Annotated in this window: 18 protein-coding genes; 14 read left to right on the top strand and 4 right to left on the bottom strand. The window is 71.1% G+C overall.

Going from position 1 to position 21,661, the window contains the following annotated elements:
• Nucleotides 1-33: 33 nt before the first annotated feature.
• Entirely contained in the window at nucleotides 34-2,115 is a 2,082-nt protein-coding gene (locus AB0I15_RS34075) for a hypothetical protein (RefSeq protein WP_358104540.1), read from the bottom strand.
• 318 nt (nucleotides 2,116-2,433) lie between these two features.
• Nucleotides 2,434-3,336, bottom strand: coding sequence for a branched-chain amino acid transaminase (locus AB0I15_RS34070; RefSeq protein ID WP_358104538.1), 903 nt, complete (start codon nucleotides 3,334-3,336; stop codon nucleotides 2,434-2,436).
• A 93-nt stretch (nucleotides 3,337-3,429) separates the two neighbouring features.
• Here AB0I15_RS34070 and AB0I15_RS34065 point away from each other — a divergent pair, with 93 nt between their 5' ends.
• The gene (locus AB0I15_RS34065) at nucleotides 3,430-5,070 is read left to right on the top strand and encodes a PLP-dependent aminotransferase family protein (RefSeq protein WP_358104536.1); all 1,641 of its coding nucleotides are present in this window, start codon (nucleotides 3,430-3,432) and stop codon (nucleotides 5,068-5,070) included.
• Nucleotides 5,071-5,238: 168 nt separating this feature from the next.
• Here the strand turns inward: AB0I15_RS34065 and AB0I15_RS34060 are convergent, their stop codons facing one another.
• Both AB0I15_RS34060 and AB0I15_RS34055 read right to left on the bottom strand, forming a co-directional pair.
• On the bottom strand, nucleotides 5,239-6,798 hold the full coding sequence (locus tag AB0I15_RS34060; protein ID WP_358104534.1) for a family 10 glycosylhydrolase: 1,560 nt from the start codon (nucleotides 6,796-6,798) through the stop codon (nucleotides 5,239-5,241).
• Nucleotides 6,799-6,928: 130 nt separating this feature from the next.
• On the bottom strand, nucleotides 6,929-9,067 hold the full coding sequence (locus AB0I15_RS34055) for an elongation factor G-like protein EF-G2 (protein WP_358104532.1): 2,139 nt from the start codon (nucleotides 9,065-9,067) through the stop codon (nucleotides 6,929-6,931).
• A gap of 143 nt (nucleotides 9,068-9,210) precedes the next feature.
• On the opposite strand from AB0I15_RS34055, the gene pgsA reads away from it, so the two are divergent.
• The 13 genes from pgsA to AB0I15_RS33990 form a co-directional block, all read left to right on the top strand.
• Complete coding sequence (pgsA, locus tag AB0I15_RS34050; RefSeq protein ID WP_358104529.1) at nucleotides 9,211-9,834, top strand: phosphatidylinositol phosphate synthase; 624 nt, start codon at nucleotides 9,211-9,213, stop codon at nucleotides 9,832-9,834.
• Entirely contained in the window at nucleotides 9,831-10,739 is a 909-nt protein-coding gene (locus AB0I15_RS34045; protein ID WP_358104526.1) for a phosphatidylinositol mannoside acyltransferase, read from the top strand. Before pgsA ends, AB0I15_RS34045 begins: the two co-directional genes overlap by 4 nt.
• Nucleotides 10,736-11,866 (top strand): glycosyltransferase family 4 protein, encoded by a 1,131-nt coding sequence (locus AB0I15_RS34040; protein ID WP_358104523.1) that lies wholly within the window; start codon nucleotides 10,736-10,738, stop codon nucleotides 11,864-11,866. The genes AB0I15_RS34045 and AB0I15_RS34040 overlap by 4 nt, the downstream gene beginning before the upstream one ends.
• A 39-nt stretch (nucleotides 11,867-11,905) precedes the next feature.
• Nucleotides 11,906-12,448, top strand: a complete 543-nt coding sequence (locus tag AB0I15_RS34035; protein ID WP_358104520.1) for a hypothetical protein — start codon at nucleotides 11,906-11,908, stop codon at nucleotides 12,446-12,448.
• Between the two features lie 62 nt (nucleotides 12,449-12,510).
• Nucleotides 12,511-13,527: a DUF3048 domain-containing protein gene (locus AB0I15_RS34030; RefSeq protein WP_358104517.1), complete on the top strand. Its 1,017-nt coding sequence runs from the start codon at nucleotides 12,511-12,513 to the stop codon at nucleotides 13,525-13,527.
• Between the two features lie 141 nt (nucleotides 13,528-13,668).
• The gene (pdxS, locus tag AB0I15_RS34025) at nucleotides 13,669-14,583 is read left to right on the top strand and encodes a pyridoxal 5'-phosphate synthase lyase subunit PdxS (protein ID WP_358104854.1); all 915 of its coding nucleotides are present in this window, start codon (nucleotides 13,669-13,671) and stop codon (nucleotides 14,581-14,583) included.
• Between the two features lie 238 nt (nucleotides 14,584-14,821).
• Nucleotides 14,822-16,504, top strand: coding sequence for an alkaline phosphatase D family protein (locus tag AB0I15_RS34020; RefSeq protein WP_358104514.1), 1,683 nt, complete (start codon nucleotides 14,822-14,824; stop codon nucleotides 16,502-16,504).
• A 79-nt stretch (nucleotides 16,505-16,583) separates the two neighbouring features.
• Nucleotides 16,584-17,006 carry a MarR family transcriptional regulator gene (locus AB0I15_RS34015; protein WP_358104511.1) on the top strand — a complete coding sequence of 141 codons (423 nt, stop codon included), beginning with the start codon at nucleotides 16,584-16,586 and terminating at the stop codon, nucleotides 17,004-17,006.
• Between the two features lie 100 nt (nucleotides 17,007-17,106).
• Nucleotides 17,107-18,291, top strand: coding sequence for an MFS transporter (locus tag AB0I15_RS34010; protein WP_358104507.1), 1,185 nt, complete (start codon nucleotides 17,107-17,109; stop codon nucleotides 18,289-18,291).
• Nucleotides 18,292-18,305: 14 nt separating this feature from the next.
• The gene (locus AB0I15_RS34005; RefSeq protein ID WP_358104503.1) at nucleotides 18,306-19,193 is read left to right on the top strand and encodes an endonuclease/exonuclease/phosphatase family protein; all 888 of its coding nucleotides are present in this window, start codon (nucleotides 18,306-18,308) and stop codon (nucleotides 19,191-19,193) included.
• A gap of 63 nt (nucleotides 19,194-19,256) precedes the next feature.
• Nucleotides 19,257-19,835: a pyridoxal 5'-phosphate synthase glutaminase subunit PdxT gene (pdxT, locus tag AB0I15_RS34000; RefSeq protein WP_358104500.1), complete on the top strand. Its 579-nt coding sequence runs from the start codon at nucleotides 19,257-19,259 to the stop codon at nucleotides 19,833-19,835.
• Nucleotides 19,836-19,838: 3 nt separating this feature from the next.
• Nucleotides 19,839-20,594 (top strand): YebC/PmpR family DNA-binding transcriptional regulator, encoded by a 756-nt coding sequence (locus AB0I15_RS33995; RefSeq protein ID WP_358104497.1) that lies wholly within the window; start codon nucleotides 19,839-19,841, stop codon nucleotides 20,592-20,594.
• 154 nt (nucleotides 20,595-20,748) lie between these two features.
• Nucleotides 20,749-21,661 (top strand): sugar ABC transporter permease (locus tag AB0I15_RS33990; protein WP_358104494.1); only part of this gene is annotated, 913 nt, incomplete at its 3' end.

Raw genomic sequence — 21,661 nt, 5'->3', positions numbered from 1 at the left:
GCCCGCGAGCGCCGGCACCGGGGAGCGCTCTCGTCATTTCGCGACGCCGGTGAGCGGCTCGCCGACACCCGGCGCTGATCCCTTCGTGCCGGAGAGGGCGCCGATGCCGGTCGCCAGCAGCAGCGGTACGGCCATCGCCAGCGCCATGGACAGGACGGCCGCGCCCGAGTCGTTGACCAGCATGCCCACCACGCCGCTGACGAGCGTGCCGATCAGCCCGGCCCGCAGCGCGGGGGAGTGTTCGAACGCCGCCGGCACCACCCCGGCCGAGGCCTGCTCGGGGCGCAGGATCGCGTACACGAGGAACGCCACGGCCGCGATCACGATCGGCATCAGGTTGGGGCTGAGCAGGGTGGCCAGCATGGCCTGCAGCTTGCGCCAGATGACGTCGAGCGCCTCCCCGGTCAGCACCTGCCCCACGAACCGGCCCAGGTGCGTCTGCTCGTCAGGGGGCCGCAGGTAGTTGAGCCAGGCGAACGCCATCACGATCACGCCGCCCGCCACGCAGAACGCGCCCAGCTTCACCAGCGAGACCCGCTTGCCCGACAGGATCAGCGCGGTCACCGCGATGCCCGGCACGAACGCGATCACGCCGCCGAAGTCGCTGCCCATCCCGGACCCGCCCAGCACCATCGCGAACGCCCCCAGCCCCACGATCGCGGCCAGGCCCACCCGGCCCGGCCACCGGTGCGCGATGACCGTGGTGGCCAGCAGCGTGCCGGTCGCCAGCAGCGCGAACGGGATGTTGCCGAGCCCGTAGTAGCGGGCGCCGACGTCGGCGCTGTAGCCCATGACGCTGTTGAGCTGCAGCGTCGTGCCCGTCAGCAGGTCACCGGCGAGCGTGAGCGCGGTGACCCCGGCCACCACCGCCAGCGGGCCGAGCGGCCGGCGCCGCCACGGCCCCGCGAACGCCACGGCCGTGATGACCGCCGCCCACCCGAGCACCCCGCCGACCAGATGCGGCAGGTCCGACCAGGGCAGCAGGTTGACCAGGTAGCTGGAGACCGGCAGGGAGGCCAGCGCCACCGCCGCGAACCGCACCGGCCCCAGACCCTTGCGGCGGCGCAGCAACAGGAACGCCACCAGGTAGAACAGCACCTGCAGCACCGCCACGACGGTGAAGTAGATCCCCTTGACCGAGCGGATCGCCTGCGCGGTGGCGTCGGCCCGGCTCAACCGCTCGAACGTGGCGCCCGTGTCGCCCACCCGCAACGGCACGCCCACGACCGTGGCCGGCACCGGCACGCCGAGCTTGGTCAGCACGGTGGAGGTCAGGTCGGGCAGGATCGAGATGTCGTCGCGGCGGGTGGAGGCCGCGCCCAGCAGCCGCCCCTCAGCCCCGCTCTCGCGCAGGGCCGCAACCCGCAGATGCGGTACGGAGCCGTGGTCGGACAGGCCGGCCAGCAGCACCGTCGTCCCGGCGGGCAGGACCGACAACAGCGCGCCCGCCTTGGCGTCGGCCAGGCGCAGCGCGTCGCGGCGCTCGGCCGGGCCGAGTTGGTCGGGCACCTTGGGCAGCCGGTCGCCGGTGAGGTAGGGGAGGACGAGGTCGTCGACGTCCATGGCGATCATGGGGCATTTTTCCAGGTCGGCGGTGCCGACCTGGAGCGGGGACACGTGGTAGTTCGGCACCGCGCCCTGCCGGTCGGCCAGCGCCAGCGCGGCGCCGCGCCCGATCGCGATCGAGCACCGGCCGGCCGCCTTGAGCGACTCGCCCAGGGTGCCCGCGTTGCGCTGCCCGGCCACGTCGATCAGGTAGCGGTAGTCGGGGATGACGGCGCCGGTGCCGCCGGCCTCGGGCATCGGCGGGGCGCCGCACCCGTAGCCGACGGCCGCCCTGGTGCCCGCCGACACGGTCAGCCAGCCGTCGTAGGGGCAGGTCACGTTGCCGATCGTCCGGACCGACAGCGAGCCGATCGCCCCGGACCTGGCCAGCTCCCACAGGTTGGGGGTGTCGGATTGGGTGAGGTCGTTCCAGTGCAGGCCGGGCACTCCGATGAGCGCCACCCGCGCCGTGCCCGGATCCGAATCCGCCCTCGCCGGCCCGGCGAACAGGCCGTGACCGACTATGACCTGGCCGACCAGCACGGCCAGCACGACGAGCGCGCGCCTCACCCCGATGACCTCCCGTGATCGAGAACGTTCCGTGGCACGGTAGAGCAAGGTCGCGATCCGGCGCGCCACCAGACCCGACTACCTTCTCATGCACCGGACCCACGGAAGGCCGTCTTCACGGCAGGCGGCGACCGGCTTGACCTATCAGCACGGCGGCCCGCCTGCCAGGGCGGGCACGGCAGGCTTTACACGACCCGGGACGGTGGCGGCCGCCGGGTGGGGTTCGTTCCCGGGCGGGCACGCGGTGACGGAGTCAGGTGGTGATCAGGCTGGGCGTGGGTCAGGTGGTGCTGCGTGGGTCAGGTGGTGCTCGGCGGGTCAGGTGGTGATCGGGGTGAGCCAGTGGTGGTAGCGCTCGTCGTGGCCGTGGACGGCGGCCTCGTAGGCGTCGGCCAGTTTGGCGGTGATCGGGCCGGGGCCGCTCAGCTCGCGCCGGTCCACGGAGGTGACGTGGGCGATTCCGGCGCCGGTGCCGCACACGAAGACCTCGTCGGCCGCGTACAGATCGGAGCGCAGCAGTTCCCGCCTGACCGCCGGTAGCCCCATGTCGGTGGCCAGCCGTTCGACGGTGTCCTGCGTGATCCCGTCCAGGGCGCCCGCGCTGGACGGCGGTGTGGCCAGCAGCCCGTCGCGGACGACGAAGATGTTGGCGCCGGTGCACTCGCTGACGTACCCGGCGGCGTTGAGCAGCACCGCCTCGTCGTAGCCGGCGTCGAGCGCCTCGTTCTTGGCCAGGACGGAGTTCAGGTACGGCCCGGCGGCCTTGGCCGCCGTGGGCACCACCGTGTGGTCGTTACGCCGCCACGAACTGGTCATCAGCCGCACCCCGTCGGACCCGAGCAGCGGCCCCCAGCTCCAGCTCGCGATGGAGACCACGGTCGGGCAGCCACGCGCCGCGATGCCCATCTCGCCGTAGCCACGGTGCACGAGGTGGCGGATGTAGCAGGCGGGGTGCCCGTTCGCGGCCACCGTCCCGAGCGTGGCGGCCCGCAACTCCTCCACCGTGTACGGCAAGGTCAGGCCGATCATCCGTGTGCTGCGTACGAGCCGGGCGAGGTGCTCGTCGAGCCGGAACGCGGCCGGCCCCCGGGGCGTCTCGAACACCCTGGTGCCCTCGAAGACGGCCGTGCCGTAGTGCAGGGCGTGCGTCAGCACGTGCACCCGGGCTTCATCCCACGGCACCAGCGTCCCGTCCATCCAGACCCACTCGGCTTCCTCCACCGGCCCGCCTCCTTCCACTCCAAGTGGCCCCGACAAATCGCATCCGATGGGCCAATCTCATGACGAGTGGCACATTATCGGGATAATGGTGGCATGGGAAGGGAAGACAACCTCGTCACACTCGTCCGCGACCGCCTCCGGCTCCACCAGGGGACCCCCAGCCGCCGCCTGGCGGGCGCGCTGGCGGACCTCGCCCAGACGGGCCTCATCGTCGCCGGCACCCGGCTGCCCTCGGAACGGGACCTCGCCCAGGCGGTGGGGCTGAGCAGGGGGACGGTGGCGGCGGCGTTCAACGCGCTGTGCGAGGAGGGGTTGTGCGAGCGGCGGCACGGAAGCGGCACGTACGTCCTCGGGACCCCGTCGTTCGGCGGGCTGCTGCGCGGCGGGGCGGTCCTCGCCGACCTGTCCACGTCCGTGGTCCCCGACCCGTCGCACCTGGTGGTGCCGCCGACCGACCCCGCCGATCTCCTGCGCTCACCCAGCGGCCACGGCTACGACGCGATGGGCGACCCCCGCCTGAGGGCCCTGCTGGCGCTATCGCCGGACATCGGCGTCATGGGTTCCCAAGTAACGACCGCACCGGCTGAGCCGGGGGCGGCGGGTGCTGCCGGGCAGGTGGAAGGCACTCGGAAGGCGGTGGGCGGGGCTCCGGGTGGGACGCCGAGCGCAGTGCCAAGTGGGGTGGCGAGTGGGGCCGCGGCTGGGGTGGCGAGCGGAGCGCCGGGTGAGGTGCCGGGTGAGGTGGCGGGTGGAATGCGAGGCGAGGAGCCGAGTGGGGCGCACGGTGGGGTGCGGGGCGGGGTGTCGAGTAAAGGGTTGGGAGTGGGGTTGCGGGGGATGTGGGGTGGGGCTTCGGGTGGGGTGGGGGCTGGGGAGATTCTGGTGACGGCGGGGGCGCAGCAGGGGATCGATCTGGCTGCCCGGGTGCTCGTGCGGGCCGGTGATCGGGTGCTGGTCGGAGACCCGACCTATGGTGGGGCGCTCAGCGCGTTCCGGCGGGCCGGGGCGCATGTGGTGGCCGTTGACCTGACGTCCGTGACCGCCGTGGAGGAGGCGATCGCCCGTCACCGGCCCGCCGCCGTCTACGTGGTCAGCGTCGACAACCCCACCGGCGCCGTGCCCGCCCTCGGCCACGTCGCCGGGCTGGCCGGGGACGCGGGCGTGCCGGTCGTCGAGGACCGGACGCTGGCGGCCCTCGTGTACGACGGCACGCCTCCGCCCGAGCCCCTCGCCCGCCTGCACCCGTACGGGACGGTGACGGTCGGGTCGTTGTCGAAGGTCCTGTGGGGCGGCCTGCGGGTGGGCTGGCTGACGGCGGCGGAGCCGTTGCTGGCCCGGCTGGGCGAGGCCAAGGTGGACGCCGACCTGGCGACCAGCGCGGTCGCCCAGCGGTTCGCGGCCGACCTGCTGGAACGCAACCCCGTCGCCCCCTGGCTGGCCGAGCTGGCAAGCCGCAGGGAGCACTGCCTGGCCGCGCTGGCCGAGCACCTGCCCGAGTGGACGTGGACCCGGCCGGCGGGCGGGCTGTCGGTGTGGGCCCGTCTGCCTGGCACCGACACCGACCGGTTCGCGGTCGTGGCGCGTGAGCACGGGGTGGCGGTCGCGCCCGGCTCGCTGTTCTCCCCCGACGGCCGCCACCGCGACCACCTGCGCCTCAGCTTCGCCCTACCGCCCGACCTGCAGAACCAGGCGATGACCGCCCTGGTCCGCGCGTGGCACGCCTACGAGAGGTAGGAGCCTGGCAGGGGTGGCAACGGGCCTGGGAGAGGTGGAGGCGGGGCTGCGAGGGGACGGCGGGCTCAGGAGAGGTGGTGGCGGGGCTGCGGGAGGACGGTGGGGTCAGGAGGGGTGGGAACGACGAAGGACCGGTCGCGGGGATCGGTCCTTCGGGGCAGGTGGTCGTCAGACCCCGTTCACCTTCACCTTGACGGCCTTGCTCTCGTTGTTCAGCCGGTCGAGCGACGTGATCAGGTAGGTCCCCGCCGACTTCACCGTGTACGATGGGTCGCTCACCACGGCCACCAGGTTACGGGCGTCGGTGGTGTGGCAGTCCTTGCCGGACTTGGGCACCTGGTAGACCGCGTAGGCCCTGGCCTTCGCCGAAGGCGTCCACGACAGCGCGGCACCGGCGGCCTTGGCGCCGGCGGGCACCGCCGGGGCCTCGCCCCCGCGGTCCTTCATCAGCGGCTGCAGCGCCGGGCGGCTGTAGTGGGTCTTGGCGACCCGGTCCATCGCCCCGAGCGGGTTGGTCAGGAGTTGCTTGGCGCTGAAGTAGACCTCGCCGTCGACCTGCTTCTGCGCGCGGTTCGCGGCGATCTGCCCGGACAGCTCGCCCGCCTTGGTCCAGGCCTGGTCGTCTCTTGAGCCGACGCGGTAGAGGCCCTCGCCGATGTAGAGCTGCACGCCGCTGCCCTTGACCTCGTCGGACCACCAGCGGACCAGCGTGTTGTAGTCGGCCAGCTTGTGCCCGCGCGGCCAGTAGAGCTGTGGCAGCACGTAGTCGACGGTGCCCGCCTTGATCCAGGCGCGGGCGTCGGCGTAGATCGAGTCGTAGGCCGACATGCCCGAGGTGTTGGAGCCGCTCGGGTCGTTGGACTTGTTGCGCCAGATGCCGAACGGGCTGATGCCGAACTTCACGTGGTTCTTGGCGGCGTGAACGGCCTTGTCGACCTCGGCCACGAGCGTGTTGACGTTGCCGCGCCGCCAGTCGGCGAGCTTCTCGCCCTTGCCGTATTTGCGGAACGCGGCCGTGTCGTCGAACTTCGCGCCCGCCACCGGGTAGGGGTAGAAGTAGTCGTCGAAGTGGACGCCGTCGATGTCGTAACGGCCGACGACGTCGTTGATGACCTTGACCACGTGCTCGCGCACCGCCGGCAGGCCCGGGTTGTAGTAGAGGCGGCCGCCGAACTTGACCGTCCAGTCGGGGTGCTGCCGCGCGGGGTGGCTCGCGGGCAACTTGGCGGTGCTGTCGCCGTAGGAGGCGCGGTAGGGGTTGAACCAGGCGTGGAACTCCATGCCGCGCTTGTGCGACTCCTCGATGAGGAACGGCAGCGGATCCCAGCCCGGGTCCTTGCCCGGCGTGCCCGTCAGGTATTGCGACCAGGGCTCGAGCGAGGACTTGTAGAGCGCGTCGGAGGCGGGCCGCACCTGCACGAAGACCGCGTTGAGGTTGCGCTTGGCGGCGCTGTCGAGGATCTTGACGTAGTCGGCCTTCTGTCGCTCCGCGCTCTGGCCGGCCTTGGTGGGCCAGTCGATGTTCTGGGTCGTGGCGATCCACACCCCGCGCAGTTCGCGCTTGGGGTAGCGGGCATCGGCCTTGCAGGCCGCGGAGGGTGCGGCGATGGCCGTCGTCTTCTTGCTCGCTGCGGGGCTCTCCCCGGCACCGGGGCCGAAGACGTAGGCGGCGGTCGTGGTGACGACCGCGAGAGCGGCAGCGGCTAGGAGTGGGCGTCCGGTTCGCATAGTGCCACCCAGTGTGACAGCTTCTCCGCCATGCTCGCGACGGAAACTGAAATCAAGTCGTGACACCTTTGTGACAAAAGCCCATGGCTGGGCCGGGAGGGACATATCCCTCCCGGCGCTTCCAGGGCCCTCAATCCGTGGCCGCCACCTTGTTCGCGAGGTTCGGCGGCAGCGGTTCGTAGCGCAGGAACGTCCGCTGGAACGTCCCGGTGCCGTGTGACATGGATCTCAGGTCGATGGCGTACCGCGTGATCTCCAGCTCCGGCACCTCCGCCTTGACCAGCGTGCGGCCCGTGCCCACCGGCTCGGTGCCGAGCACGCGCCCGCGCCGGGACGACAGGTCGGACATCACCGAGCCGACATAGTCGTCGGCGACCAGCACCGCCAGCTCGTCCACGGGCTCGAGCAGCAGCGTCGAGACCTTCGCCGCCGCCTCCTTCAGCGCGAGCTGGCCCGCGATCTGGAAGGCCATGTCGGAGGAGTCGACCGAGTGGGCCTTGCCGTCGTACAGGGTGACGCGCACGTCCACCATCGGGTAGCCGGCCACGACGCCGCGCTCCATCTGGGCGCGCACGCCCTTCTCCACCGACGGGATGAACTGCCGGGGCACCACGCCGCCCACGATCTTGTCCACGAACTCGAAGCCGCCGCCGGACGGGAGGGGCTCGACCTCGAGGTGGCAGATGGCGTACTGGCCGTGGCCGCCGGTCTGCTTGACGTTGCGGCCCATCGCCTGGCACTTGCCGCCGAACGTCTCGCGCAGCGGCACCCGCAGCTCGATGCGTTCGACCTCGACGCCGTGGCGCTTGGACAGGCGGTCGAGCAGCACGTCGGTGTGCGCCTCGCCCATGCACCACAGGACGAGCTGGCGGGTCTCGGCGTTGTTCTCCAGCCGCAGCGTCGGGTCCTCGGCCACCAGCCGGCCCAGCGCCTGCGACAGCTTGTCCTCGTCGGCCTTCGACTTGGCCCTGATCGCCACGGGCAGGAGCGGGTCGGGCATGGCCCAGGCGGTCATCAGCAGCGGGCGGTCGACGTCGGACAGCGTGTCGCCGGTCTCGGCCCGCGACAGCTTGGCCACGGCCACGATGTCGCCCGCCATGCCCTTGGCCGCGCCGCGCTGCTGCTTGCCCAGCGGGCAGGTCAGGGTGCCGATGCGCTCGTCCAGGTCGTGGTCCTCGTGGCCGCGGTCGGCCAGGCCGTGGCCCGACACGTGCACGGTCATGTCCGGGCGGAGCGTGCCGGAGAAGACGCGTACGAGGCTGATGCGGCCCACGTACGGGTCGCTGGTGGTCTTGACGATCTCGGCCACGAGCGGGCCGTCGGCGTCGCACGCGATGCCCTTGACCGGCTTGCCGGACAGGTCGGTGATCTCGGGCATGGGATGCTCGAGCGGCGACGGGAAGCCCTGCGTGATGAGTTCGAGCACCTCCTGCGCGCCCACCCCGATGCCGCTGCACAGGACCGGGTAGAAGCTGCCGCGCGCCACCGCCTTCTCGAGGTCGTCGATGAGGACCTTGGTGTCGATGGGCTCACCCTCGAGGTAGCGCTCCATGAGCGACTCGTCCTCGCTCTCCTGGATGATGCCCTCGAGCAGGACGCCGCGGTGCTCCTCGATCTGCGCCTCGTACTCCGCGCCGGGCTGCTTCTCGGTGCGGGTGCCCGTCGCGTAGTTGTAGAACTTCTGGGTCAGCAGCCCGATCAGCCCGTTGACGTGGCCGTTGGTGATCACCGGCAGGTAGAGCGGCGCGACGCCGTCGCCGAAGATGTCCTGGCAGGTGGCCAGTACGTCGTCGAAGTCGGCCCGCTGATGGTCGATCTTGGTGATGACCACGGCGCGCGGCATGCCGACCTGGGAGCACTCCTCCCAGAGCATCTGCGTGAGCCCGTCGATCCCGTCGGAGGCCGACACCACGAACAGGGCGGCGTCGGCCGCGCGCAGCCCCGCGCGCAGGTCGCCCACGAAGTCGGCGTAACCGGGGGTGTCGAGAAGGTTGATCTTGATGCCGTTGTGCGTCAGAGGCGCCACGGCGAGGTTGACCGACCGTTGCTGCCGGACCTCGACCTCGTCGAAGTCGCTGACCGTGTTGCCGTCCTCCACCCGGCCCGGGCGCTGAATGGTGCCCGTCGCGGCCAGCAGCTGCTCGACGAGGGTCGTCTTACCCGCTCCTGAGTGGCCGACCAGCACGACATTGCGTATCGCATCCGCCCTGTCGGCCGCGGGTGCCCTGCCCGCGGCTCCCACGGCGCCGCCCGAGTTTCTTTCCGCCACATCGCCTCCCAGGTCGTCGGTGCTCGCCAACGCCGCGCCCGCGCGGAGGGTGTCAGAAACCGCATGGACGCGGTGTGTTCACCAAATACCCCTGTGGCGAATATCACAAGGGGGGTGGGGCAAAGAAAGTTGTCAGTCGCGTCATGGCCTACGATCGGACCGCGATGCTCAAACTCCTGCGCCCGGCCATGACCCGGATACTCACCCCGCTGGGCAGGGCCCTCGTCGGCCGCGGGATAGGCCCGAACGCCGTCACGGCGATCGGCACCCTCGGCACCGTCGCCTCGGCCCTGTTCTTCTTCCCTTTGGGGCACCTCACCGTGGGCGCCCTCGTGATCACCGTCTTCGTGCTGTTCGACCTGCTCGACGGCGTCGTGGCCCGGCTCGGCGGGAAGGGGGGCAGCACCTGGGGGGCGTTCCTCGACTCGACGCTCGACCGGGTCGCCGACGCCGCCATCTTCGCCGGCCTGATCTTGTATTTCGTCGCCAGAGACGACACGCTGATGGCCGCGGTGACGCTGGCGTGCCTGATCGCGGGCACCCTGGTCTCCTACGCCAAGGCCAGGGCCGAAGGGCTCGGGCTCACGGCCGACGTCGGGCTGGCCGAGCGGCCGGAGCGGCTGGTCGTGGCGCTGGTGGCGGCCTGCTTCTCGGGGCTCGGCGTTCCGTACATCCTGCCCGCGGGCATGTGGCTGCTCGCGGTGGCCAGCGTGATCACCGTGGGGCAGCGCGTGGTGGTCGTCTATCAGCAGACGAGGGAGCAATGAGCGAGAAGGCGTCGTTCGGCGATCGTGTGGTGGCCGCGGGCTTCGCGGCCGGCTGGACGCTCGTGCCGAAGCTGCCCGAGCGCCCGACGGCCGCGGTCTTCCGCTTCCTGGCCGACCGGGTCTGGAGCAGGCGGGGCAAGTCGGTGCTGCGGCTGGAGTCCAACCTGGCGAGGGTGACCGGCCTCGACCCCGGCAGCAGGGAGCTGCGTGAGCTCGGCAAGGCGGGCCTGCGCTCCTACTTCCGCTACTTCCACGAGGTCTTCCGGCTGCCGTCGATGAGCACCGAGGAGATCGTGCGCCGCTCCCACACCATCGGCGCCGAGCACGTGCACGAGAACGTGGCGGCCGGGCGGGGCGTGGTCCTGGCGCTGCCGCACATGGGCAACTGGGACCAGGCCGGGGCGTGGCTGGTGGGCGTGGGCCATCCGTTCACGACCGTGGCCGAGCGGCTCAAGCCCGAGTCCCTCTTCCGCCGCTACGTCGCCTTCCGCGAAGGGCTCGGCATGGAGGTGCTGCCGCTCACCGGCGGCGACGGCCACAACTTCGGCACGCTGGCCACGCGGGTGCGCAAGGGCGGCGTCGTCTGCCTGCCCGCCGAGCGCGACCTGACCAAGGGCGGCATCGAGGTGAGCTTCTTCGGCTCGGCGACCAAGGTGCCCGCCGGGCCGCCGCTGCTGGCCGTCCAGACGGGGGCCGCGCTGCTCCCGGCGATCCTCTACAACGTGGGCGACGACTGGGGCATCCACATCCACGAGGAGGTCCCCGTCCCCGCCGAGGGCACCAGGCAGGAGAAGGTCGCGGTGGTCGCTCAGGGTCTGGCCGACGTGTTCGAGAAGGGCATCTCCGAGCATCCCGAGGACTGGCACATGCTGCAGCGGCTCTGGCTGGAAGACCTGCGACCATGAGGGTCGGCATCGTCTGCCCCTATTCCTGGGACATGCCGGGCGGGGTCAAGCAGCACATCGACGACCTGGCCCAGGCGCTCATCGCGCAGGACCACGACGTGTCGGTGATCGCTCCGGCGGCCGACGACGACGAGTTGCCCCCCTACGTGACGGGCGCGGGCAGGGCGGTGCCGGTGCCGTACAACGGGTCGGTGGCCAGGATGTCGTTCGGGTTCATCTCGGCGGCGCGGGTGCGGCGGTGGGTGCGCACGGGCGGTTTCGACGTGCTGCACATCCACGAGCCGCTGATCCCGAGCCTGGGCGTGCTGGCCTGCTGGGCGGCCAAGGGGCCGATCGTGGCCACCTTCCACGCCTCGTTCACGCGCTCGCGGGCGATCGCGGTGGCCGAGCCGCTGCTGCGCAGCGCGCTGGAGAAGCTGAGCGGCCGCATCGCGGTCTCCGACGCGGCACGCAAGAGCCTGGTCGAGCAGTTCGGCGGCGACACGGTGCTGATCCCGAACGGCGTCACCGTCTCCCGCTACACCGAGGCCGAGCCGCTCGACGGCTGGGGGCCCGACGGCTCCACGCTCGGCTTCCTGGGGCGGATGGACGAAGAGCGCAAGGGGCTGCCGATCCTGCTCGACGCGTTCAACACCCTGGCCGCCGAGCGAGCCGACGTGAAGCTGCTGATCGCCGGGCCCGGCGACGCCAAGGACGTCTACGAGCGGGTGCGCAAGCCGTACCACGACCGGGTGACGGTGCTGGGCATGGTGAGCGAGGCCGACAAGATCCGCGCGTACCACTCGGTGGACGTCTTCTGCGCGCCCAACACGCGCGGCGAGAGCTTCGGCATCGTGCTGGCCGAGGCCATGGCGTCCGGGGCGACGGTGCTGGCCAGCGACATCCCCGCCTTCCGCAAGGTGCTGGGCGACGGGCAGGCGGGCGCGCTGTTCGCCAACGGCGACCCCGGCTCGCTGGCGCGCGAGGCCGCCGCGCTGCTCGACGCGCCGGAGCGCCGGGTCAAGCTGGCCGAGGAGGCGCTGGTGGCGGTCAGGAAATACGACTGGTCGACGGTCGCCCGCGACGTCGTACGCGTCTACGAGACGGTGACCACGAGCGGCGCCGGCCGCGTCGAAGAAGACCTGTGAGCCGAAGAAGACCCGTGAGCTGAGTAGGGCGGAAGACCTGTGACCTCCACCATGATCGTGCTGATCGTGGGCATCGTCGTCGTGCTCACGGCCGTCTACATCTCCTGGCGCGCGGGCCGGCTCGACCGCATGCACATCCGGCTCGAGCTGGCCCAGGAGTCGCTCGACGCCGCGCTGATGCGGCGCCGGGCCGTCGTGCTGGAGCTGGCCGGCTCGCGCCTGCTCGACCCGGCCACCTCGCTGGTGCTGGCCGCCGCGGCCCACGAGGCCAGGATGGCCGGGCCCGAAGAGCGCGAGCACGCCGAGAGCGACCTGTCGCGGGCCCTGCGGGCGGCGGTGGACCAGGAGCGGTTCAGGGAGAAGCTGTCGGAGGCGCCCGGGGGCCCCGAACTGCTGGAGGAGCTCGACGCGGCCGTGACCAAGGTGGTCTACTCGCGCCGCTTCTACAACAACGCCGTCGGTGTCACCCGTACGGCCCAGCGCCGCTGGCTCGCCAGGACCCTGCGCCTGGCCGGGCACACCGAATACCCGCAATTCTTCGAAATTGATGACAATCCGCCTGCGACCATGGCAACTGAATGACCTGATTTGGGGAAGCCAGTAAGCTTTCCTCCGTTTCTGGGCTGAAGCGAGGAGAGTTACAGGTGCGGCTACCCCGGATGTTCACGATCTGGCTGGCCGGCGCGGCCGTCCTGCTGCCCGTCGCCGCCTGCTCCTCGGACGAGCCGGCGCCGGGCCAGGCCCCGCAGGCCGCCACGACGGCGCCGAGCGAGGAGCCCGTCGAGGAGGTCAACGCCCATCCGTTCACCGGCAAGCCGTACCAGACGCTCAAACCGGTGCTGGCGGTCAAGATCGAGAACACCGCCGCGGGCAAGCCGCAGCTCGGGCTCAAGAGCGCGGACATCGTCTACGTCGAGCAGGTCGAGGCCGGTCTGACCCGCCTCATGGCCGTCTTCTCCTCCAAGCTGCCCGCCAAGGTGGGCCCGGTGCGCAGCGCGCGCATCTCCGACCTGCACATCGCGCCGCAGTTCGGCAAGCCGGCCTTCTCCTACTCGGGCGCGCAGACCAAGATGCTGCCGTTCATCGCCGAGGCGTCGCTGTTCGACGTGGGCGACACGCGCAACCCGGGCGCGTACTTCCGCCAGCCCGGCCGCTTCGCCCCCTACAACCTGTTCGCCAACACCAAGCAGCTCCTGTCCAAGGCGCCCAAGGCGACCAAGGCCAAGGACATCGGCTTCACCTTCGGCGACGCGCCGGCCGAGGGCGGGGTGGAGCGCAAGTCGTTCACGGTCAAGTGGCCCGCCGCGCGCTTCACCTTCGCCTGGTCGGAGGAGAAGGGCCAGTGGCTGATCTGGCAGGACGGCAAGAAGGACATGGCCGCCGAGGGCGGGCAACTGGGCGCGCCCACGATCGTCGTCCAGTACACCAAGACCGAGCGCTCGGAGTTCCACGACAAGAACGACAGCTACACCCCGCTGGTGCACAGCACGGGCAAGGGCTCGGCGATCGTGCTGCGCGACGGTAAAGCTTTCAAGGCGAAGTGGGAGCGGGAATCCGAGGGCACCGGTACGACGTTCACGACTGAGAGCGGCGAGCCGATGAACTTCGCGCCCGGCCAGGTCTGGGTGGCCCTCGCCAGCCGCAAGCCCGTCATCCCGTAGGGCCTCGCCGGCTCCATGATCGTCGCCACGCTGTACAGATACGGTGACGAATCCTGACATCTTGGCATGTCGGGGGAGGGGTCCCTCAGGACCTACGATGGGTTTGATAACTTACCGATCCGCCCGTGAGAGCCCGTGAGGATGACCGTGTCCAGCAGCACGCCAGAAAGCACCCCCGTCACCGGAACCGCCCGCGTCAAGCGCGGCATGGCCGAGATGCTCAAGGGCGGCGTCATCATGGACGTCGTCACAGCCGACCAGGCCAAGATCGCCGAAGACGCCGGAGCCGTCGCGGTCATGGCCCTCGAGCGCGTGCCCGCCGACATCCGCGCCCAGGGCGGCGTGTCCAGGATGAGCGACCCCGACATGATCGACGGCATCATCAACGCCGTGTCGATCCCGGTGATGGCCAAGGCCCGCATCGGTCACTTCGTCGAGGCCAAGGTGCTGCAGTCGCTGGGTGTGGACTACGTGGACGAGTCGGAGGTGCTGACCCCGGCCGACTACGCCAACCACATCGACAAGTGGCAGTTCACCGTGCCCTTCGTGTGCGGGGCCACCAACCTGGGCGAGGCGCTGCGCCGCATCACCGAGGGCGCGGCCATGATCCGCTCCAAGGGCGAGGCCGGCACCGGCGACGTCTCCAACGCCGTCACCCACATGCGCACGATCCGCGGCGAGCTCAAGCGGCTCACCTCGCTGCCCGAGGACGAGCTCTACGTCGCCGCCAAGGAGCTGCAGGCCCCCTACGAGCTGGTCGCCGAGGTCGCCAAGAGCGGCAAGCTGCCGGTCGTGCTGTTCACCGCGGGCGGCATCGCCACCCCGGCCGACGCCGCGATGATGATGCAGCTCGGCGCCGAGGGCGTGTTCGTGGGCTCGGGCATCTTCAAGTCGGGCGACCCGGCCAAGCGCGCCGCGGCCATTGTCAAGGCCACCACGTTCTACGACGACCCCGACGTCATCGCCAAGGTCTCGCGCGGCCTGGGCGAGGCCATGGTCGGCATCAACGTCGACGAGATCCCGCAGCCGCACCGCCTGGCCGAGCGCGGCTGGTAGCCGCGGCGCGTCGTTGCAGGTCACGGGGTTTGGCCGCGTGAGACGATCACCTACGGCAGGCGGGGGGCGACGGTCCTCGCCTGGCGGGGGCGCCACCATGTGACGGCAATAATTGCCGAAATGGGCGACATCCGCGAAGGATGTCGCCTTTTTCGTGTTGTGTGGTGTTCACCGCGTAGTCATGATCCTCAGTCAGGCTACGGGGCGTCCCTCACCCTGATCGTCCCAGGAGCAACACGTGTCCAAGCTGAACCGCAGGCACTTCCTCGTCACGGGGTTAGCGGCAGGCGCCGCCGCCGCGATCCCGGCCAACGCCGCGTACGCCGACCCGGAGCCCCCCGTGGAGACCGGCAGGGACCTGGCCGCGCGCGGACTGCGTACCGATCCGTTCACCCTCGGGGTCGCCAGCGGTGACCCGGACCACGAGGGCTTCGTGCTGTGGACCAGGCTGGCCCAGCAGCCGCTCGCCGAGGACGGCTTCGGTGGCATGCCGCAGCGGCCGTTCACCGTCCAGTGGCAGGTGTACCGCGACGAGGGCGGGCGCCGCGTCGCCCGCTCCGGCGTCGCCGTGGCCGCGCCCGAGTGGGGCCACAGCATCCACGTCGAGGTGCAGGGCCTGAGCTCCGACAGCGAGTACTGGTACCGCTTCCGCGTGGGCCCGTACGTCTCCCCGCTCGGCCGCGCCCGCACCGCCCCCCACCCCCTGTCGTACGGCGGCGCCCTGGCCATGGCGTTCGTCTCCTGCGCCCAGTACGAGCACGGCTACTTCACCTCCTACCGCCGCCTGGCCGAGGAGAACCCCGACCTGGTCCTGCACCTGGGCGACTACCAGTACGAGTACACCAAGAACACCTACACCATCCCCGGCGGCAACGTCCGCCACCACGAGGGCCCGGAGACCGAGACGCTGGCCACCTACCGCCAGCGCCACGCCCAGTACAAGGCCGACCCCGACCTCCAGGCCGCGCACGCCGCCGCGCCGTGGCTGGTCGTGTGGGACGACCACGAGCTGGACAACAACTGGGCCGACGAGGTGCCCGAGAAGCCCGAGGTGCCCCAGCCGGACTTCCTGAGCCGCCGCGAGGCCGCCTTCCGGGCGTACTACGAGAACATGCCGCTGCGCCGCACCTCGATCCCGCGCGGCATCGACATGCAGCTCTACCGGCGCGTCCGGTGGGGCCGGATGGCCACGTTCCACATGCTCGACACCCGCCAGTACCGCGACGACCAGGGCTGCGGCGACGGCTACCGCGACTGCCCGGCCGCCGTCGACCCGGCGCGCTCGATCACGGGCGCCGAGCAGGAGTCCTGGCTCCTCGACGGCTTCCACAACTCCCGGGCGCAGTGGGACATCCTGGGCCAGCAGGTCTTCTTCGCCCAGCGTGACAACAACGCCGGCCCCGCCAAGATCACCTCGCAGGACGCCTGGGACGGCTACGTGGCCTCCCGCCGGCGCATCACCCAGGGCTGGCTCGACGCGCAGGTCCGCAACCCGGTGGTGCTGACCGGCGACGTGCACGCGCACTGGGCGAGCGACCTCAAGCTCGACTATGACGACCCGACCGGGCCGTCGGTGGGCTCGGAGCTGGTGGCGACGTCGATCTCGACGGGCGGCAACGGCGCCGACTCCGACCCGGCGCAGCACCCGTTCCTGACGATCAACCCGCACCTGAAGTTCTACAACAACCAGCGCGGATACGTGCTGACCAAGATCGAGCGCGACCAGATGTCGGCCGACTTCAAGGTCGTGCCCCAGGTCCAGACGCCGGGGGCCGGGGTCTACACCCGGGCCACGTTCGTCATCGAGGACCAGGTGCCGGGCGTCCAGCAGACGTACCTGCGCCCGCTGGACCCGACGCTGCGCACCGGTCACCAGATGACGGTCGAGGAGACCGTCCGCCTGGAGACCGAGCGCCCGTAACACCTCTGAGGGGCCGGCCCGCGTGGCCGGCCCCTTTTCGGGCCGGAATATTAGCCAGGCTAAGTTAGTTGGGCTAACCATGAGGGACGATCCCACCCATCTGGCCGAGCAGGTCTCCTCGGTGCTGCGGCACCTGGTCCTCCTGCTCAGGCGCACGGTCGCCGGCCAGCCCGTCACCAGCCAGCAGTACGGCGTCCTCGGCTCGCTCGAAGGCGGCCCCCGCCGGATGACCGAGCTGGCCGAAGAGCACGCCGTGCAGTTGCCCACCATGACCGTCCAGATCAACCGGCTGGAGGACGCGGGCCTGGTCGCCCGCGGATCCGACCCCGCCGACGCCCGGGTCAGGACGGTGGAGCTCACCGGCGAGGGCCGCGCGCGGCTGCGCGCCGTACGCCAGGCCAGGATCGGCCACCTCACCCGGGAACTTGCCGCGCTCACCGAGGAGGAGCGCGCCACGCTCGCGGCCGCCCTGCCCGTCCTGGCGAAACTCGGACGCTCGTGAGTGCCGCTCGTGAGTGCCGTTCGCAAGTGCCGCTCATAAGGGGCGCCGCTCATAGGTAAGGAGCACCATGCAAACCGGCGGCGGAATCCTTCGCCGGCCCATGTCCGTCTGGGCCACCGCGTTCGCCGCGGTCGTGGCCTTCATGGGCATCGGGCTCGTCGACCCGATCCTCCCCTCCATCGCCCAGGGCCTGCACGCCACACCGAGTGAGGTGTCGCTGCTGTTCACCAGCTACTTCCTGGTGACGGCCGTGGCCATGCTGATCACCGGCTGGGTCTCCAGCCGCGTCGGTGGCAAGCGCACGCTGCTGGCCGGGCTGGCCCTGGTGATCGTGTTCGCCGCGCTGGCCGGCACCTCCACCAGCGTCGCCGAGCTCGTCGGCTTCCGCGCCGGCTGGGGCCTGGGCAACGCCCTGTTCGTGGCCACCGCGCTGGCCGTCATCGTCGGCGCCGCCAGCGGCGGCGCCGAGTCGGCCATCATCCTGTACGAGGCCGCGCTCGGCCTGGGCATCTCCGCCGGCCCCCTCGTCGGCGCCCTGCTCGGCGACTGGAACTGGCGGGCCCCGTTCTTCGGCACCGCCACGCTCATGGCGGCCGGCTTCGCGCTGATCGCCACGCTGCTCAGGACCACGCCCAAGCCGGCCGTCAAGACCCGGCTGTCGGCCCCCATCAGGGCTCTCGCCCACGGCGGACTGTCCACGACCGCCTTCACCGCGCTGTTCTACAACTTCGCCTTCTTCACGATCCTGGCGTTCACCCCGTTCATCCTGCGCATGTCCCCGTACGGCATCGGCTCGGTCTTCTTCGGCTGGGGCGTCTGCGTGGCGCTGGCCTCGGTCTTCGGGGCGCCGCCGCTGCAGCGCAGGATCGGCTCGGTGAACGTGCTGCACCTGTCGCTGGCCTTGCTCGCCGTCCTCCAGATCGGCATCGCGATTTCCGGGCCCGCCGGAATCCACGTCGGAATCATCGTGTGCACCGTCCTGTCCGGCATCCCCATCGGCCTGAACAACACCGTGTTCACCGAGTCGGCCATGGAGGTCTCCGACGCGCCCAGGCCCGTCGCCTCCGCCGGTTACAACTTCGTGCGCTGGATGGGCGGCGCGCTGGCCCCGTTCATCGCGACCAAGCTCGGGGAGGAGATCGGCCTGGCCGTGCCGTACGCGCTGGGCGCCGCCTGCTGCGGCGCCGGCATGCTCGTCCTCCACACCCGGCGCCACCACCTGCGCTCCCTGGCCCGCGTGGACGCCGGCCACACGCTCCACGACGCCGAGCCCGCGCCTCTGTGATTGGATGTCCCACCATGGTGGGACACGTGCTGCTGCTCGTGGCGGGAGCCCTCGTGGCCCCCGCGCCCGCGCAGGTATCGGTCATGGCGTGGCCGGTCAGGACGTGGCCGGTCAGGACGTGGTCGGTCATGACGTGGAACGTCTGCACCGGAACCAACTCCGGCTGCCGCTTCTACCGCGCGAGCGCGCTCGAACTGGCCGAGAACATCGGCCGGTACGCGATCGGCCGATCCGACGTGATCTTCCTTCAGGAGTTCTGCACGGGCGCGGCCGGCACCCTCGAACTCTGGCTCGAGCGGCGCACACGGCGGAACTGGACGGTCGGCTCCTGGGGCCTGCCCGGCGCCGGCGGCGCCCCGTACGCCTGCCACCCCGACCGTCTCGGCCGCCCGCGCGGCGCGCAGAGCATCGCGGTGGCGGTGATGGGCGACGCCGTCACGTTCGAGACCCACCCGCTGCCCGCCCCGCCCTGGTACGTCGGACGGGCCGCGATCTGCGCCACCATCCCCGCCGAGAAGGTGCGCGCCTGCGGCACCCACCTGTCCTCCGGCGCCGCCTACGACGACCGGCAGCCGGGCGCCCCCTACCGCACCAGGCAGATCGACCGGCTGCTCAAGGTGGCCGCCCGGCCCGGATACCGGACGATACTCGGCGGCGACCTCAACGTCTCCCCGCCCGACAGCGGGTACGGCGCCGCCGCCGGCCGCCGCGCGGTCGCCCGCGTCTACCGGGCCTACCAGGAGTGCGACCAGCGGGGCGCGCGGCGTACCGGACGGTGGACCAGGGAGGGCAGGAAGCTCGACTACCTGTTCGCGCCCAAGGGCAGCGTGCTCGGCTGCCACGTCGAGCGCGCGGTCACCCTGTCCGACCACAAGCCCGTCCACATCAGGGTGGCCCTGTAGGAAGATGCCGGGCCGCCCTGGTGTTGAATTGTCTGAACCCGCACCCGGACGGAAGGATCGACTGTGCCCACGATCGGTGTACTCGCTCTCCAGGGAGACGTGCGCGAGCATGCGCGCATGCTTCAGGAGGTGGGCGCGTCGGCCACCGCCGTACGTAGGCCCGCCGAGCTGGACGCGGTCGACGGCCTGGTCATCCCCGGCGGGGAGTCCACCACGATGTGGAAGCTCGCCGAGACCTTCGACATGCTGCAGCCGCTGCGGATGCGGATCAAGGAGGGCATGCCCGCCTACGGCTCCTGCGCCGGCATGATCATGCTGGCCGACAGGATCGAGGACGGCGTCGCCGGCCAGCAGACGATCGGCGGCATCGACATGGTGGTCAGGCGCAACGCCTTCGGCCGTCAGGTCGACTCCTTCGAGGAGGATCTGCTCTTCGCGGGGGAGCGGGTGCACGCCGTCTTCATCCGTGCGCCCTGGGTCGAATCCGTCGGCGCCGATGTCGAAGTGCTGGGCAGGGCCGAGCCTGGGGATAGGATCGTCGCGGTCCGTCAAGGGCCGTTGCTCGCTACGTCGTTCCATCCCGAGCTCACCGGGGACGTACGCGTGCACCGTTACTTCGTAGACATGGTGAGGGAGCTCTAGGTAATGTCCGGCCACTCCAAATGGGCGACGACGAAGCACAAGAAGGCCGCGCTCGACGCCAAGCGCGGCAAGCTGTTCGCGAAGCTCATCAAGAACATCGAAGTGGCGGCCCGGACCGGTGGCCCTGACCCGGACGCCAACCCCACCCTCTTCGACGCCATCTTCAAGGCGAAGAAGAACTCGGTGCCCAACGACAACATCGAGCGGGCCCGCAAGCGTGGCGGGGGCCTGGAGGCGGGCGGCGCCGACTGGCAGACCATCATGTACGAGGGCTACGCGCCCGGCGGTGTCGCGGTGCTCATCGAGTGCCTCACCGACAACCGCAACCGCGCGGCCTCCGAGGTCCGCGTCGCGCTGACCCGCAATGGCGGCTCGCTGGCCGACCCCGGGTCCGTGTCGTACATGTTCAACCGCAAGGGCGTCGTCATCGTCCCCAAGGACGAGCTCGACGAGGACACCGTCCTGATGGCCGTGCTCGACGCGGGCGCCGAGGAGGTCAACGACCTGGGCGAGTCGTTCGAGGTCGTCTCCGAGGCCGGTGACCTGGTGCCGGTGCGCAAGGCGCTGCAGGAGGCGGGCATCGACTACGACTCGGCCGAGTCGAGCTTCCTGCCCACGATGAGCGTGCCGCTCGACGAAGACGGGGCCAAGAAGGTCTTCCGCCTCATCGACGCGCTGGAGGACAGCGACGACGTCCAGAACGTCTTCGCCAACTTCGACGTCAGCGACGCCGTCCTGGCCAGCCTCGACGCCGAGTAACCCCGATCGAGACCACTGAGGGCCCGGTTCCGCCGGGCCCTCGGTCGTGCGCGGATCCCCTGCGCGGTCGCCGCCCGCGCCTGAGCCGCCGAAGCTGCCCGGGTGGGTTTCTTCGGATGCGAGAGGGTGCCGGGGCAGCGTAGGGTCGGACGACGTGACCTCCCCCACCCCTCCACAGGCGTTCTCTCCCGCGCTCGGCTGGCTGCTGGCCGCGCCGGCGTTGCTCGGCACCCTGATCTCCCTGGTGCTGCCGACCGTCCAGACGATCTGGCTCAGCTTCCAGAGCGGCGGCATCCTCAAGGAGAGCGCGTTCGTGGGGACGGCCAACTACACCGACCTGCTGGGCGAGAGCGGGTTCTGGCGGGCGCTGGGGTTCACGTTCTCGCTCACCCTCATCCCGCTGCTCGTCGCCCTGGTCGTCGGGCCGCTGCTGGCCCTGGCGCTCGACCGGGCGGGCACATGGGCGCGGCGGGCCGGGCGGATCGTGCTGTCGCTGGCCGTCGTCACGTTCTCGCCGGTGGCCGTCGCGGGCGCCTGGATGCGCTGGGTCATGCCCGACGCCTCCGGGATCACCACGCTGGCCGAGGGGCTGCGCGAGCCCGCCACCGCGCCTGGAACGCTCCGGCTGATCGTCGGGGCCGCCACGTTCGGGGTGGTGTGCGCGCTGGCGGTGATGGCCTTCCTGCCCGTTCTGCGCGGCGGCACGGTCGTGCCCGCCATGCTCGCGGTCGGGGCGCTCGTCGCGCTCGCCACGGTGGCCGTGGGGCTCCAGACGTTCTCCATCGGGATGGTGCTCACGCGCGGAGGCCCTGAGCGCTCCACAGAGACGCTCGCGGGGCTTCAGTACGACTACGCCTTCAGAATGGCCGAGTTCGGGCCTGGTGCGTCCGTCGCGGCCCTCACGGGGGTGATCCTCGGCGCGCTGGGCATCGTCGCGACGGTCGTCGCGGTGCTCGCCCGGCTCCGCATCACCCTGACCCCGCGCGCCACGTCGACCGCACCGGCCACCGCACCGGCCACCGCCGCCACCGGCCCCTGGCCGGCCGGCCAGATCGGGAGAGCGGGGT

This window comes from Nonomuraea sp. NPDC050643, assembly GCF_040654715.1.
In the GTDB taxonomy this organism is placed as follows: Bacteria; Actinomycetota; Actinomycetes; order Streptosporangiales; family Streptosporangiaceae; genus Nonomuraea.
The sequence above is the reverse complement of the archived record's forward strand: the minus strand, read 5'-3'. Positions and strand labels throughout refer to the sequence as shown.